Below are 14,137 nucleotides of genomic sequence, written 5' to 3' on the forward strand. Positions count from 1 at the left end.
ATCGGCTCGGCATCAGGTCTCAGCCACAAGTACGACGGATTTACCTATCGCACGGCCTACACCCTTACCCCGGGACAACCACCGCCCGGGCTGGAGTTCGAGAACATCAACTCGCCCGAGCTGGGCGTCTACGGCGTCGACCACGTCAAGGTCGCGGAGGGCCTGGGCTGCAAGGCGATCCGGGTGACGGACCCGGCCGAGCTGGGAGCGGCCCTGGAGCAGGCGAAGAAGCTCGCGCAGGAGTACCGGGTCCCGGTCGTCGTGGAGGCGATCCTGGAGCGGGTCACCAACATCTCCATGTCGACCACCAACGACATCGGCAACGTGGTCGAGTTCGAGGAGATCGCGACCGAGCCGGGACACGCGCCGACGTCGATCAGGACGCTGAAGGTCTGATAGGGCCGACAACCGAGGGGCGGTCCAACCACCAGGTTGGACCGCCCCTTTGGCGTGCCCGGCTCCCAGGAGCCGTCCCCCGTTCCCCCGTCGCGAGGCCCGCCGCCCCCGTGTCGGCGGGCCTCGCGTGACGAGAATGTGCCCGCACCCAGGGTCGGTTGAAGCCTCTTGAACCGTGTTCAGAGCAGGATTTGAGGTTTGCGTAGACGTCCTACGTCCCCAGGTGTACGCGCGTAGTCATGTCTCCCCGTGGTGTTCCGAGAGCCCCGGCCACTCGTCGGGACCGCCTCCCTGCCACTCGATGAGGTCGCTTCCCTCGACGTCGGTGACGTACAGGTCGGCCAGTCGCAGGATCTCGCCCACGTCGTCGACGTGCGTGGCGATCCCCAGCGTCTCCTCGCCCTCCGTGACCCGCCGGGAGCCGTCCAGGGCCGGCGAGTGCACCACGATGTGCGGATGTTCCGTTGGATGTGCCATGCGTTCAGCGTCCTGCGGGCCGCGCCGGTCCGCACCCCCACGCGCCCCTGCGCACGCTTGTGAACGCCGTGAGGCGCCGGATGCGGGACCGTCCGCATCCGGCGCCTCACGGCCGGTGAGGTATGAGGTTGTTGCCGGGACCGCGGCGGCGGCGACGGAACCGCGGTGCCTCTTCCCTCAGGTCGAAGAAGAAGCACCCGGACCTTCACCACCGCACTGGCTCGCACGCCGCCGCGGCCTCCGGCCTGCCCGCACACGTCCGACCGGCCACCCCTCATCCGGGCCGTCCGGTCGTCGCGGGCCGCCTGTGGGTCAGTCCTCGCGCAGGGCGCGGACCTCCTCCTCGTGCGCGGGGAGGAAATGGTTTCCGGGCGGCGGCGCCGCCTGGGCGCGACAGGACAGATGTCAGCGGCGCCGCCGCCCGGAGGCTTGTGTGGCCTGGATCAGAGCTGGGCGCCGGAGAGCCGCTCCACGGCCCGCAGCAGCGCCGAGTGGTCCAGGCCGCCGTCTCCCTGCGTACGCAGGCTGGCGACCAGCTGGGCGACCACGGCGCCGACCGGAAGGGCGGCGCCGACGTTGCGGGCGGCGTCGGTGACGATGCCCATGTCCTTGTGGTGCAGGTCGACGCGGAAGCCCGGCTTGAAGTCGCGGTGGAGGAAGTTGTCCTTCTTGCGCGTCAGCACGGTCGATCCCGCGAGGCCGCCGTTGAGGACGTCGAGCGCGGCCCTGAGGTCCACGCCGGACTTCTCCAGGAAGACCACGGCCTCGGCGCACGCCTGGATGTTCACGGCGACGATCAGCTGGTTGGCGGCCTTCACGGTCTGACCCGATCCGTGCGGACCGCACAGCACGATGGTCCTGCCCAGTGCCTCGAAGATCGGCTTCGCGATGTCGAAGTCGGCCTGCTCGCCGCCGACCATGATGGACAGCACGGCCTCGACGGCCCCGGCCTCACCGCCGGACACGGGCGCGTCCAGGACGCGGATGCCCTTGCCCCGGGCGGCCTTCGCCAGGTCGACGGAGGTCTGCGGGGTGATGGACGACATGTCGATCAGCAGGGCGCCGGACCCGGCGTTCTCCAGGATGCCGTCGGGGCCGTAGGAGACGGCCTCGACCTGCGGGGACGCCGGCACCATCGTGACGATCACATCGGCGTCCCGCACGGCCTCGGCGATCGAACCGGCCACGGTGCCGCCGGCGGCGGCCAGGCGGTCCAGCTTGTCCTGCTCCAGGGTGAAGCCGGTGACGTCGTAACCCGCCTTGATGAGGTTCTCGGACATGGGGGAGCCCATGATGCCGAGGCCGATCCAGGCGATCTTGGGAAGGGTGCTGCTCATCGGGAATGCCTTTCGGTACGGGGTCAGCGGGGCAGCCAGTCGAAGGCCTCGGCGCTCGGACGGTCGCCCGGCTTGTACTCGAGACCGACCCAGCCGTCGTAACCCGCCTTCTTCAGCCGGTCGAGGAGGTCCTCAAGGGGCAGTGAGCCTGTGCCCGGTGCTCCGCGGCCCGGGTTGTCGGCGATCTGGACGTGGCCGGTCCTCGCCGCGTACTGCTCGACCACCGACGCGAGGTCCTCGCCGTTCATGGACAAGTGGTAGAGGTCCATCAGGAAGCGGGCATTGCCGAGGCCCGTGGCCTGGTTCACCTTGTCGACGATCCCGACGGCGGCCGGGGCCGACACCAGCGGGTACAGGGGTGACTCGGGCTTGTTCAGGGCCTCGATCAGAAGGACCGCACCGATGCGGTCGGCCGCGCGGGCGGCCAGGACCAGGTTCTGCAGGGCCAGTGCGTCCTGCTCGGCCGGGTCGAGGCCCTCGACGCGGTTGCCGTACAGGGCGTTGAGCGCCTTGCAGCCCAGGGACTGGGCGAAGTCGGCGGCCACGTCGATGTTGGCGCGGAACCTCTCCGACTCCTCGCCCGGGATCGACAGGGCGCCGCGGTCGGGGCCGGGCAGCCGGCCGGCGTAGAAGTTCAGGCCCGTGAGCTGGACGCCCGCGTCCGCGATCGCCTGCCTCAGGGCGTCGAGCTCGGGCTGCTCGGGGGTGGGGGAGTCGACCCAGGGCCACCACAGCTCGACCGCGGGGAAGCCCGCCGCGGCGGCGGCCGCGGGGCGCTCCAGGAGCGGGAGTTCCGTGAAGAGGATCGACAGGTTGACGTTGAAGCGCTGGTCTGCAAATCCCATGGGGGTCGGCGCTCCCTTCCGTGGCACTCTGGAGATTCCGTATTGCGGAAGTTGATTTCTGCTTAACGGAAGACTGCCTGTGTCGGGGGAAGGCTGTCAAGAGCGCCCGCACAAAAAACGCCCCCGCGCCGAGTGCGCGGGGGCGGGACGAAGGGACTGATCAGAGTGCGTCCACGGCGCTCACCTTCCAGCCCTCCGACGTGCTGGTCATCGTCATCCGCACCCGGTTCAGATCCAGGCGGGAGCCGGACACCTGAGTGCTCTGCGTGACCTGGTTGACGAAGAGCAGGACCGTGACCTTGTCCGGCGAGGCCGAGACGACGGAGGCCGCCGGAACAGTCGCCTTCACCACCCCGTGGTACTTCAGGGCGGTCGGGCCGACGACGGTGCTCGTGGTCCTGCCGTACTGGTCCCGGAAGTGCCCGGTCAGGTGGGTGCGGGCGCGGGCGAAGTCGCTGTCCAGATGCCGGTAGTCGTACGACAGCACGACCGGTGCCGCTTTCCGCGCGGCCGTGAGGGCCTCGGCCCGGGCGCTCTCCGTGCGCCGTTCCTGCCCGTACCGCCAACCGAGCACCGCGACCGCGACCAGACCGACGACCAGGAGGGCGCCCAGCACCACGGTGAGCAACCACTGGCGGGAGCGGCGTGAGGGCGCCTCGTCCGCCGGGGACTCCGGCGACTTCGCAGAGGGCTCCGGCGGGTCTTCCCCACCGTCCGTGGCCGGAGGGTCGATCGTCAGGGTGCGCCCGGCGTGCCGTTCCTCGGGCCGGTTCAGGTGCTCCACCCGCTTGGCCGCCGCGCGCGCGGCCGCGTTCATCGTTCGGCTTCGGGCCGGGTTCGCCATGGTCGTACTCCTCACTGGTGGTGCGGGTCAGCCCACGAACTCGACGTCGGACGTCAGCCAGCGGCCGTCCCGGTACACCAGGTCGAGCTGCAGCCGATAGGTGCGCGTCTCCCCCTTGGGCGCGGCGGTGTTGGTCACCTTGCTGTCGGCGACCACCAGGACGCGGGCCGAGTGCGCCTCGGACCGGACGATGCCGGCGTCGAGCACCTGGCCCTCGGACACGGACCTGTTCTCGGCGACGAGCTTGGTCAGGTCGTCCGTCTGGGCGGCGAACTGCTTCTTGAAGTCGCCGGTGGCGCCCTTGAGGACGTTCGCGCTGTCCCGGTCGTAGTGCCGGTAGTCGAGCGAGGTGAAGTTCAGCGCCGACTGGCGGGCCGCGCCCAGGATCTCCTGGCGCCGCTGCTCCGCCTCGTGCCGGTCGTAGAGGCGGACGCTCAGCCAGAGGGCGACCGTGGTGGTCAGGACGGTCGCCACCACGAGGCCGATCGTGAGCGCCCTCCCGTTCAGGCCATCGGTCCAACGAGCAGCCATTGCCACGACTCCTTTCCGAACACCGTCTGCTGGCCGCCCGTCGAGCCGATCTCGACGGGCCTTCCGTCCGGGCCGGTGGCGGTACCGGTCTCCGGGTCGTACGGCGTGATGTACGCCGCCTGGTTCGCGCCGCCGGACGCGGCCCTCGCGCCGGGGGCGTTCTGGGCGCCCCGCACCGACGTCTTGCTGCCGCGCGGCGCCGTGCAGCGCGCGTCGGTGTTCGCGGCGCGCGTGCCGGTGTCCGAGGGGTCGCGCCTTGTGGTGCCGTACCCCTGGGTGCAGGGCGGCGGGTCGTCGGCGTTGACCACCAGTCCGAAGTGGGTGGTGCCGTCTCCGGGGACGACCGTGTAGCTGCCCGCGACCAGTGCCGGGAAGGTGACGAGGGCCTGCTCCACGCCGGGCAGGTGCGCCAGCGTGACCTGGCCGCCGCTGATCAGGTTGGCCAGCAGCACCGAGAGGCGCGGACCGGTCGACCTCAGCAGCGAGTTGACCTCCTGCGCGGCCGGTGTCGCGTTGCCGATCACCTTGCGCAGGTCCCCGTCGCTCGACTTCAACTGTGCGGTGAGCAGGGCCAGATCGTGTGCGAACGACTTGATGGACGAGCCCTGGTCGGCCTGCGTCCCGAGGACCTTTCGCGAGTCCTCGATCAGCGAGATCGTCTGGGGCAGCGACTCGGACGCCGACTCCACGAGCGCGTTGCCCGAGTCCACCAGCCGGCTGAGATTCGGGCCGGTGCCGGAGAAGGCCTTGCCCAACTCGTCGACGGTGACCCGGAGATCGTCCTTGCCGACCGAGTTCACCAGCCGGTCCAGGCTGAGCACGAGGTCCGTCGTGGGCAGCGGCACCCGGGTGTTGCCGCGCGGGATGGCGCTGCCGTCGAGGAGGTACGGGCCGTGGGAGGCGCGCGGCTGCAGGTCGACGTACTGCTCGCCCACCGCCGACCGGTCGGCGACCACGGCGAGGGTGTCCGCGGGGATCCGCGGCGTCCCGTCGTGGATGTCGAGGGCCACGGAGACGCCGCCGGCGCCCGTCAGCCGCAGTGCGCCGACCCGGCCCACCGGCACCCCGCGGTAGGTGACCTCCGCGCCGGGGAAGATGCCCCCGGAGTCGGCGAAGTCGGCCCGCACGGTGTAGCCGCGGTCCAGGACCTCGTCCACCAGGCCGGTGTACTCGGCGCCGACGTACGACACCCCGACGGCGGTGACCGTGGCGAAGGCGAGCAGTTGGGCCTTGACCGTACGAGTGATCACGGCTGGACCCCCTTCAGCATCAGTTCGGCGAGGGCGAGGTCGATCCCCGCGGGCACGCGCGTGTTCGTGGTGTAGGCGCTCGTGCACACGGGCGGGCACAGCGGGTCGCCGTCGCCCGAGGAGGCCGAGGGGGACGGCACACTCGGCACGCCCGGCACACCGGGCGTGCTCGGCAGGGCGGTCGGTGTCGGGACGCTCGGCAGGTCGGGGAGGGCGGGTGTGCTCGGGGTGCCGGGCGTCGGTGAACCGCCCTTGTCCTGGCCGGAGTTGCCGCCCGCCACGTTCCCGTAGAGGTCCGCCAGGTCGAGGTCGGCCGTCAGGTGGAGGTTGACGTAGTCGCCCTTGATCGCGTCGACGGCGTTGCGCGGGAACGGGTAAGTCGTCAGCAGCTCAAGGGAGTTGGGCAGGTCGTTGCCCGCCTTGTTCAGCTGTTGCAGGATCGGCCGCAGCTTCCTGAGGTTCGCGACCGTGTCGTCGTGCGAGGCCGTGACCACCTTGGTGCCCGTCCTGCCGAGGTTCGACAGGGATGTGAGCATCTTCGTCAGCTTGCCCCGCTCGTCGGCGAGGACCTTCAGCGCGGGCGGCATCGTGTCGAGGGCCGTGGCGATGGTCTTCTTCTCCTGGCCGAGCCGCTTCGCGAGCCGGTCGACGGCCTTGATCGCGTGGACGATGTCGTCCCGCTGGTCGTCCAGGCCGCCGAGGAAGGTGTTCAGCTCCTTGAGCAGCGATCTGACCCGGTTCTCCCGGCCGTCCAGGGCCTTGTTCAGCTCCACGGTGATCGTCTTGAGCTGGGCCACTCCGCCGCCGTTGAGCAGGGCGGACAGTGCGGACAGGACCTCCTCGACCTCGGGGTTGCGGCCGCTGCGGGACAGCGGGATGCGGTCGCCGTCGCGGAGCCGGCCCACCGACGCGGTGCCGGTCGGCGGGGAGAGCGCCACGTACTTCTCGCCGAGCAGGCTGGTCTGCCGCAGCTCGGCGACCGCGTTGGCGGGCAGCTTCACCGAGTCGGCGACCCGCAGCCGCACCCGCGCGTGCCAGCCGTCCAGCTCCACCTTCTCGACCGCGCCCACGGTGACGTCGTCGACCTTCACCGCCGACTGCGGCACCAGGTCGAGGACGTCCCGGAACTCGACGGTGACGTGGTACGCGTGCCCGTCGGCGGCGGCACCGCCGGGCAGCTGGACGTCGTACCAGCCGTTGAACTCGCAGCCGGACAGCAGCAGCGAGCCGACCGCCGCCCAGGCGGCCACCCCGGCCTTCCTCCGTACGCTCATGCGTTCGCCCCCAGGATCCCGCCGAGCGTCCGGTCGACCGTGCCCGTCACCGCGGTGCTCTGCGGCAGCTTCGGCAGGGAGTCGAAGAGTTTCCTCAGTTCCTTGCAGTCGGGGTTCTTGCCGCCCTCGTCGCCCGTCGTCCTCAGGACCGAGCACAGCAGCGAGGCCGGGTCCTGGGCCTGCTGGGCGTTGTTGCGGGTGTCGAGGGTGCCGGAGGACGGGTTGTAGGTGTTGTTGAGGTTCGACAGGCCGACCGGTGCGACCTGCAACAACTCGTCCAGCGCGGCCCGTTGGGTGACGAGCACCTTGGTCACCTTGCTGAGGCCCTGCACGTCCGAGGTGAGCGACTTCTTGTTCCTCCTCACGAACGCGGACACGTCGCCGAGCGCCGTCCCCAGGTTCGTCAGCGCGTCCGCGAGGTCCTGGCGCTCGCCCGACAGCTGCTCGGCGACCTTGGCGAGGTCGGTGTTGAACGACCGCACGCTCTTGTCGTCCGCCGCGAGCGCCGCCGTGAACACCTGCAGGTTCCGCACCGTGCCGAACAGGTCCTTGCGCCCGTCGGACAGCGTGGTGACGGCCTGCGAGAGGTCCTGCACGGTCTGGTTGAGGTTCTCGCCCTGTCCGTCGAGATTGTCGGCGCCGACCCCGAGCAGCCGCGACAGGGAGCCGTCCTTGTTGGCGCCCTTGGGGCCGAGTGCCTCGGCCGTGGTGTGCAGGCTGTCGAAGATCCGGTCCAGTTCGACGGGCACGGCGGTGCGCGACTCGGGGATGACGGCGCCGCTGCGCAGCACCGGCCCCTTGCGGTACACCGGCAGCAGCTGCACATAACGGTCGCTGACCACCGAGGAGTTGATGATCGCGGCCTCGGCGCCGGCGGGGACCTTGCGCCCTTCGTCGAACTCCAGCTCCACCCGCACCCGGTCGCCCTCCGGCGTGATCTTCCTGACCGCGCCGATCCGTACGCCGAGGACACGGACGTCCGAGCCGGGGTAGATGCCGACCGTGCGCGGGAAGTACGCCGTGACGTGGACCTTCTCGGGCCGCGGCCACAGCACGTAGGTGAGCGCGGCGACGACGGCCAGTGCGGTGACCAGGGCCAGGCGCCTCTTCGACTGCCTCCTCACTGCGCGCCTCCCGTCCGTGGCGCCACCGGAGCGGCGACCAGGTTCTGGACGTAGGAGTCGAACCAGCGGCCGTTGCCGAGGACGTTGGTGAAGAGGCGCACATAGGGCGCGAGCAGCCTGACGCTGCGGTCGAGGCTTGACTGGTTGCGTTCGAGCATCTGCACCACTCGGTTCAGGCCCTTGAGCGCGGGCCCGATCTCCTTGTCGTTGTCGTCGACCAGGCCGGAGAGCTCGATGCCGAGCGCGGCGGAGGTCTTCAGCAGCTTGTGGATCGCCTCGCGCCGCCTGCTGATCTCCTTGAACAGCTGGTCGCCGTCCTCGACCAGGGCAGTGAAGTCCTTGGACCGGCTCGCGAGTACGCCCGTGACGCCGTTCGCGTGGTCGAGGAGCTCGCCGAGGGCCTTGTCGCGCGAGGCCACCGTCCGGGAGATCCGCGACAGGCCCTTGATGGACGCGCGTACCTCGGCGGGGGAGTCCTGGAAGGTGGTGGAGATGGTGTCCAGGGCCTTCGCCAGCCGGTCCGTGTCGACCTTCTCCGACGTGGTGGTGAGGTCGCTGAACGCCTGCATCACGTCGTACGCCGACACCGTGCGTCCGAGCGGGATCTCGCTGCCCGTCCTCAACTGCCCGGGCCCCCTGGGCTGCAGGGCGAGGTACTTCGCGCCGAGGATCGTCTTGACCCGGATCGACGCGCCGGTCTCCGTCCCGAACCTCGGATCGCCCTTGATCTTGAAGGTGACCTTGACGTGGTCGCCGTCCAGGTCGACGTCCTCGACCTTGCCGACCTTCACACCGGCGATCCGCACCTCGTCGCCGGGCTTGAGGCCGCCGGCTTCCGAGAAGGCAGCGCTGTACGTCCTTCCGTCGCCGATGAAGGGGAGGCTGTCGGCGTTGAACGCGGCCACCGTCAGCAGAGCGAGGACGGTGAGGCCGACGGCGCCGATGACGACGGGGTTGCGCTCACGGAAGGGGATCAGACGGGGGCGCCGGATGCGTATGCGGGGCAGCCTGGGCGGGTCGATGCGGACCTTCATCATCGGCTGCGGCTGCGGCTGCGGCTGCGGCTTGGCGGGGCGGGGCGCTCGCCGGGGCAGCCGTGTCGTCGGCAGCCTGGGCGGGTCGATGCGGACCTTCATCATCGGCTGCGGCTTGTTGGGGCGGGGCGCTCGCCGGGGCAGCCGTATCGTCGGCAGCTTCGGCGGGTCGATGCGCACCTTCATCAGGGGTTCCGGGCGCTGCCTGCGCGTCACGATCCGCACCTCGCCCTCGCCACATGCAGGTCGGGAGTGAGCACCTGCTTCGTCTTCGGCAGCACGATCCGGCCGTCGAAGTCGCACAGGTAGAAGTTGAACCACGAGCCGTAGGACGCGGTCCCCGTCAGCGCGTTGAGCTTGTTCGGCAGCCGCTTCAGGACGCCCTCCACGGTCTTGTCGTTGTCGTTCAGCGTTCCGGTGAGGTCGCTCAGCCCGGCGATGTCGTCCTTGAGCGGCGGCCGTGCGTCCGTCAGCAGCCCCGAGGTGGCGTCCGTCAGGTCGCCGATGTTCACCAGCGACTCGCCGATGGGCTTGCGGTCGGCGGACAGCCCCGAGATCACCCGGCGCAGCTGCCCCAGCAGGCCGGAGAAACGGGAGCCGCGCTTGTCCAGGGTCCCCAGCACGGTGTTGAGGTTGTCGATCACCGAGCCGATCAGCTTGTCGCGGTCGGCCAGCGTCGTGGTGAGCGAAGCGGTGTGCGCCAGAAGGCTGTTGACCGTGCCTCCCTCGCCCTGCAACGTCTTGATGATCTCGGTGGCGAGCTGGTTGACGTCCTGCGGGCTGAGCGCGGCGAACAGCGGTTTGAAGCCGTTCAGCAGCGCGTTGAGGTCGAGGGCGGGCTGGGTGCGTTTCAGCGGGATGGTGGCGCCGGGCCTCAGCCGCGTGCCGTCGCCCGCGCCCTCGGTCAGGGCGACGTACCGCTGCCCGACCAGGTTCCGGTAACGGATGACCGCGTGCGTACTGGTGAGCAGCGGCCGGTCCGCGCCGACGCTGAAGCTGATCTCCGCCAGCGTCCGGTCCTTGATCCGGATGCCCTCGACCTCCCCGACCCGCACCCCGGCGACGCGGATGTCGTCGCCCTTCTCCAGGCCCGTGACATCGCTGAAGACGGCTCGGTACGTGTGCTGGGGGGTGAAGGAGACGTTGACGATGGTCGCGGCGAGCAGGGCCGTCGCCGCGATCGTCACCAGCGCGAAGAGGCTGAACTTGATCAGCGGGGCAGCCGTGCTCCGAGCTCCGGTGCTGGTCATGCGACGCTCACCGCCGTCCCGCGCGCCATCGGCCCGAACAGCAGCGTCGCCACCGGCGGCACCTCGTCGGCGGGCACGCCCATCACCGGCGACACGAGCGAGCCGACGGCGTTCTGCTCGGCCCGGGTGGCGGAGACGCCGAGCGGTCCCGATGAACTTCCCTTCTTCGAGCCGTCGTTGAGGTGGACGCCGGGTGCGGGGACCGAAGGGTTCGGCAGATCGCGGCAGTCGGGCCCCGACCGGTCGCCGAAGCGCGGCTCCTCGCCGGGCTCGTACGCCCCCTGCTGCCGTACGACTTCGAGCGTGATGTGCATCGTGCCGCCTCGGAACGCCTGCTCGGAGGCCTGCTCCTCGTGGACCAGGCCGGCGAGGAGGCAGGGGTACTCGGGGGAGTAGCGGGCGAAGAGTTCGAGGGTGGGGCGGGAGACGCGGCCGAGGGTGATCAGCCGGTCGCCGTCGGCGTCGAGGAAGTCGTTCGCGGTGCCGGCGGCGGTCGCGGTCGTGGTGAGCGCGGAGGCGAGATCGTCCCGCTGTTCGACCAGTGTGCGGCTGGTGGTGACGGTGTTGCGCAGGATGTTCATGAGGTCGGGTGCCGCGTCGCCGTAGATCTCGGCGACGTCGGCCAGGCGGGCGAAGTCCTCGGTGAGGGAGGGCAGATGGGGATTGAGGCGGTGCAGATAGGCCTCCACGCGCGTGAGGTTGTCGCCGATCCGGTCGCCGCGGCCTTCGAGGGCGGTGGCGAACGCGGAGAGGGTGGCGTTGAGCTTGCCGGGCTGCACGGTCCGCAGCAGCGGCAGCAGGTCGTTCATCAGCTGCTGGAGCTCGATGCCGACGCGGGTGCGGTCCTGGGTGATGACGTCGCCGGCGCGGATGGGCCGGGCGGAGGAACGGGCCGGTACGACCAGATCGACGTACTTCTCGCCGAAGAGCGTCTTGGGCAGCAGGCGCGCGTGCACGTCGGACGGGATGTACTCGACGTACTGCGGCTTGAGCGCGATGTCGAGCGTCGCCTTCCTCCCGTCGGCGTGCACGTCGCGCACCTCGCCGACCAGCAGCCCGCGCAGCTTGACGTCGGCCCGCGGGTCGAGCTGGTTGCCGAGGCTGTCGGCCTCCAGCTTGATCCGTACGACCGGTGTGAACGCCTGCCGGTACACGGCGACGGACAGCGACAGCAGCAGTGCGAGCACGGCGAGGAACACGACGCCGTACAACCGCAGTCTCAGCACCCTCATACCGTTCACCCCGCGATCCGCACGGTCGTGTTGGCGCCCCAGATCGCCAACGACAGGAAGAAGTCAAGGACGTTGATGGCCACGATCGAGGTCCGCACGGCACGGCCCACCGCGACGCCGACGCCCGCCGGGCCGCCGCTCGCGTAATAGCCGTAGAAGCAGTGCACGAGGATGATCAGGACGGCGAAGACCAGCACCTTCCCGAAGGACCACAGCACGTCGACCGGCGGCAGGTACTGGGAGAAGTAGTGGTCGTAGGTGCCCGCCGACTGCCCGTAGTAGCCGGTGGTGATCGTGCGGGCGGCGAGGTACGAGGACAGGAGCCCGACCACGTACAGCGGGATCACGGCGACGAACCCGGCGATCATCCGGGTGGTCACCAGGAACGGCAGCGAGGGCACGCCCATGACCTCCAGGGCGTCCGTCTCCTCGCTGATGCGCATCGCGCCGAGCTGGGCGGTGAAGCCCGCGCCGACCGTTGCCGAGAGCGCCAGCCCCGCGACGAGGGGAGCGATCTCGCGGGTGTTGAAGTACGCCGACAGGAACGCCACGAAGTTGGACGTGCCGAGCTGGTTGAGCGCGGCGTAGCCCTGCAGGCCCACCTCCGTGCCGGTGAAGAAGGACAGGAAGGCGATGACACCCACAGTGCCGCCCACCACCGCGAGCGCCCCGCGGCCGAAGCTCACCTCGGCGAGCAGCCGCAGGATCTCCTTCTTGTAGCGGCGCACGGTGCGGCCCGTCCACGCCAACGAGCGTCCGTAGAAGGAGAGTTGGACGCCCAACTGCTCCAGGCGGTTCAACAGCGCCATGCCTCAGCCCCTCTGCGGGACGACCTGGAAGTACACCGCGGTCATCACGAAGTTCGTCACGAACAGCAACATGAAGGTGATCACCACCGACTGGTTCACCGCGTCGCCCACACCCTTCGGCCCGCCCTTCGCGGTAAGTCCCTTGTACGAGGCGACGATCGCCGCGATCGCCCCGAACACCAGCGCCTTGATCTCGGCCGCCCACAGGTCGGAGAGCTGGGCGAGCGTGGTGAAGGAGGCCAGATAGGCGCCCGGAGTGCCGTTCTGCAGAACGACGTTGAAGAAGTAGCCGCCGGCCACCCCGACCACCGACACCAGGCCGTTGAGCAGCACCGCCACCACCATCGACGCCAGCACCCGCGGCACGACCAGCCGGTGGATGGGATCGATGCCCAGCACCTGCATCGCGTCGATCTCCTCACGGATCTTCCGCGCCCCGAGGTCCGCGCAGATCGCCGTCCCGCCCGCACCCGCGATCAGCAGTGCGGTCACGATCGGCGAGGCCTCCCGCAGCACCGCCAGCACCGAGGCGGCCCCGGAGAACGACTGTGCGCCGAGCTGGCGGGTCAGGCTGCCGATCTGCAGCGCGATGACCGCGCCGAAGGGGATGGACACGAGAGCCGTCGGCAGGATGGTCACACTCGCGATGAACCAGGCCTGCTGGATGAACTCCCTTGCCTGGAACGGCCGTCGGGGCATGGTCCGGACGACGTCCAGCGCCATCGCGAACAGGTTCCCGGTGTGCCGCAGCGCCCCGGTGGGCGACAGGCTCATGCGTCCGCCACCACCTTCCGGTGCCGCAGCTCCGCCTCCCGCTGCGCGATCGCCTCCCAGCGGGGCGGGCGGAGGATGCCGGGGCCCGGCAGCAGGCGGGGAGTCAGAGCCCGGCTGCCGGGGGTCCGTGTGCGCTCGCCGTCGCCGAGCGCGGCCAGTTCCTGCTCGACCTGCGCGGCGTCCTTCTCCTCCGCCATGCCGATCGGGCCCTGCATCCGGCCGTTCAGGAACTGCCGCACGACCGGCTCGTCACTGGTCAGCAGCTCCTCGCGCGGCCCGAACATGACCAGCTCGCGGCGGAACAACAGGCCGATGTTGTCCGGGACCTGGCGGGCCGAGGCGATGTCGTGCGTGACGATCAGGAAGGTCGCGTCGATCTGGGCGTTGAGGTCGACGATGAGCTGGTTGAGATAGGCGACGCGGACCGGGTCGAGACCGGAGTCGGGTTCGTCGAAGAGGATGATCTCGGGGTCCAGCACCAGGGCGCGCGCCAGCCCGGCCCGCTTCCGCATACCGCCGGAGATCTCGCCGGGCAGCTTCCCCTCCGAGCCGATCAGCCCGACCATGTCCATCTTCTCCAGCACGATGCGCCGGATCTCGCTCTCGGACCTGCGGGTGTGCTCGCGCAGCGGGAAGGCGATGTTGTCGTACAGGTTCATCGAGCCGAACAGGGCGCCGTCCTGGAACAGCACGCCGAACAGCTTCCGCACCTCGTAGAGCTCGTGCTCGCGCAGCCGGGTGATGTCCCGGCCGGCGATCTTCACGGAGCCCCGGTCCGGCTTCAGCAGCCCGACGAGCGTCTTGAGGAACACCGACTTGCCCGTGCCCGAGGGGCCGAGCATGACCGAGACCTCCCCGGCGGGCAGCGTCAGCGACACGTCCTGCCAGATGACCTGGTGACCGAAGGACTTGGTCAGCCCTTCCACACAGATCTCGACACCCATCCGGTCCACCTCTCGG

General features: G+C 70.0%; 15 protein-coding genes. 1 reads left to right on the plus strand and 14 read right to left on the minus strand.

What is annotated here, in order from left to right; translation table 11 throughout:
- Positions 1-396 (plus strand): thiamine pyrophosphate-dependent enzyme (locus ACWC09_RS38255; RefSeq protein ID WP_450855647.1); only part of this gene is annotated, 396 nt, incomplete at its 5' end.
- Positions 397-633: 237 nt separating this feature from the next.
- Here ACWC09_RS38255 and ACWC09_RS38260 read toward each other — a convergent pair.
- The 14 genes from ACWC09_RS38260 to ACWC09_RS38325 all read right to left on the minus strand — a co-directional run bounded on the left by ACWC09_RS38260 (position 634) and on the right by ACWC09_RS38325 (position 14,121).
- On the minus strand, positions 634-873 hold the full coding sequence (locus ACWC09_RS38260) for a hypothetical protein (protein WP_450855648.1): 240 nt from the start codon (positions 871-873) through the stop codon (positions 634-636).
- Positions 874-1,316: 443 nt separating this feature from the next.
- A complete protein-coding gene (locus tag ACWC09_RS38265) occupies positions 1,317-2,210 on the minus strand; it encodes a 2-hydroxy-3-oxopropionate reductase (protein WP_450855649.1) in 894 nt (297 codons plus the stop codon).
- Positions 2,211-2,233: 23 nt separating this feature from the next.
- Complete coding sequence (locus tag ACWC09_RS38270) at positions 2,234-3,055, minus strand: TIM barrel protein (protein WP_450855650.1); 822 nt, start codon at positions 3,053-3,055, stop codon at positions 2,234-2,236.
- 160 nt (positions 3,056-3,215) lie between these two features.
- Complete coding sequence (locus ACWC09_RS38275) at positions 3,216-3,899, minus strand: hypothetical protein (protein ID WP_450855651.1); 684 nt, start codon at positions 3,897-3,899, stop codon at positions 3,216-3,218.
- A gap of 27 nt (positions 3,900-3,926) precedes the next feature.
- Complete coding sequence (locus ACWC09_RS38280) at positions 3,927-4,430, minus strand: hypothetical protein (RefSeq protein WP_450855652.1); 504 nt, start codon at positions 4,428-4,430, stop codon at positions 3,927-3,929.
- A complete protein-coding gene (locus tag ACWC09_RS38285) occupies positions 4,403-5,680 on the minus strand; it encodes an MCE family protein (RefSeq protein WP_450855653.1) in 1,278 nt (425 codons plus the stop codon). Before ACWC09_RS38285 ends, ACWC09_RS38280 begins: the two co-directional genes overlap by 28 nt.
- Complete coding sequence (locus tag ACWC09_RS38290; RefSeq protein ID WP_450855654.1) at positions 5,677-6,954, minus strand: MCE family protein; 1,278 nt, start codon at positions 6,952-6,954, stop codon at positions 5,677-5,679. The genes ACWC09_RS38285 and ACWC09_RS38290 overlap by 4 nt, the downstream gene beginning before the upstream one ends.
- Positions 6,951-8,078, minus strand: coding sequence for an MCE family protein (locus ACWC09_RS38295; RefSeq protein ID WP_450855655.1), 1,128 nt, complete (start codon positions 8,076-8,078; stop codon positions 6,951-6,953). The genes ACWC09_RS38290 and ACWC09_RS38295 overlap by 4 nt, the downstream gene beginning before the upstream one ends.
- The gene (locus tag ACWC09_RS38300; protein WP_450855701.1) at positions 8,075-9,055 is read right to left on the minus strand and encodes an MCE family protein; all 981 of its coding nucleotides are present in this window, start codon (positions 9,053-9,055) and stop codon (positions 8,075-8,077) included. The genes ACWC09_RS38295 and ACWC09_RS38300 overlap by 4 nt, the downstream gene beginning before the upstream one ends.
- Before the next feature lie 269 nt (positions 9,056-9,324).
- The gene (locus tag ACWC09_RS38305; RefSeq protein ID WP_450855656.1) at positions 9,325-10,362 is read right to left on the minus strand and encodes an MCE family protein; all 1,038 of its coding nucleotides are present in this window, start codon (positions 10,360-10,362) and stop codon (positions 9,325-9,327) included.
- On the minus strand, positions 10,359-11,594 hold the full coding sequence (locus tag ACWC09_RS38310; protein WP_450855657.1) for an MCE family protein: 1,236 nt from the start codon (positions 11,592-11,594) through the stop codon (positions 10,359-10,361). The genes ACWC09_RS38305 and ACWC09_RS38310 overlap by 4 nt, the downstream gene beginning before the upstream one ends.
- Before the next feature lie 5 nt (positions 11,595-11,599).
- Entirely contained in the window at positions 11,600-12,403 is an 804-nt protein-coding gene (locus ACWC09_RS38315; RefSeq protein ID WP_450855658.1) for an MlaE family ABC transporter permease, read from the minus strand.
- 3 nt (positions 12,404-12,406) lie between these two features.
- Positions 12,407-13,177, minus strand: a complete 771-nt coding sequence (locus tag ACWC09_RS38320) for an MlaE family ABC transporter permease (protein ID WP_450855659.1) — start codon at positions 13,175-13,177, stop codon at positions 12,407-12,409.
- Positions 13,174-14,121 carry an ABC transporter ATP-binding protein gene (locus ACWC09_RS38325; RefSeq protein ID WP_450855660.1) on the minus strand — a complete coding sequence of 316 codons (948 nt, stop codon included), beginning with the start codon at positions 14,119-14,121 and terminating at the stop codon, positions 13,174-13,176. The genes ACWC09_RS38320 and ACWC09_RS38325 overlap by 4 nt, the downstream gene beginning before the upstream one ends.
- Positions 14,122-14,137 lie beyond the last annotated feature (16 nt).

Source organism: Streptomyces sp. NPDC001617, from assembly GCF_053596855.1.

Excerpts from the sequence above, each read along its gene's own strand:
- ACWC09_RS38260 (WP_450855648.1), bottom strand. The coding sequence starts at position 873 with ATGGCACATCCAACGGAACATCCGCACATCGTGGTGCACTCGCCGGCC.
- ACWC09_RS38265 (WP_450855649.1), bottom strand. The coding sequence starts at position 2,210 with ATGAGCAGCACCCTTCCCAAGATCGCCTGGATCGGCCTCGGCATCATG.
- ACWC09_RS38270 (WP_450855650.1), bottom strand. The coding sequence starts at position 3,055 with ATGGGATTTGCAGACCAGCGCTTCAACGTCAACCTGTCGATCCTCTTC.
- ACWC09_RS38275 (WP_450855651.1), bottom strand. The coding sequence starts at position 3,899 with ATGGCGAACCCGGCCCGAAGCCGAACGATGAACGCGGCCGCGCGCGCG.
- ACWC09_RS38280 (WP_450855652.1), bottom strand. The coding sequence starts at position 4,430 with ATGGCTGCTCGTTGGACCGATGGCCTGAACGGGAGGGCGCTCACGATC.
- ACWC09_RS38290 (WP_450855654.1), bottom strand. The coding sequence starts at position 6,954 with ATGAGCGTACGGAGGAAGGCCGGGGTGGCCGCCTGGGCGGCGGTCGGC.
- ACWC09_RS38305 (WP_450855656.1), bottom strand. The coding sequence starts at position 10,362 with ATGACCAGCACCGGAGCTCGGAGCACGGCTGCCCCGCTGATCAAGTTC.
- ACWC09_RS38310 (WP_450855657.1), bottom strand. The coding sequence starts at position 11,594 with ATGAGGGTGCTGAGACTGCGGTTGTACGGCGTCGTGTTCCTCGCCGTG.
- ACWC09_RS38315 (WP_450855658.1), bottom strand. The coding sequence starts at position 12,403 with ATGGCGCTGTTGAACCGCCTGGAGCAGTTGGGCGTCCAACTCTCCTTC.
- ACWC09_RS38320 (WP_450855659.1), bottom strand. The coding sequence starts at position 13,177 with ATGAGCCTGTCGCCCACCGGGGCGCTGCGGCACACCGGGAACCTGTTC.
- ACWC09_RS38325 (WP_450855660.1), bottom strand. The coding sequence starts at position 14,121 with ATGGGTGTCGAGATCTGTGTGGAAGGGCTGACCAAGTCCTTCGGTCAC.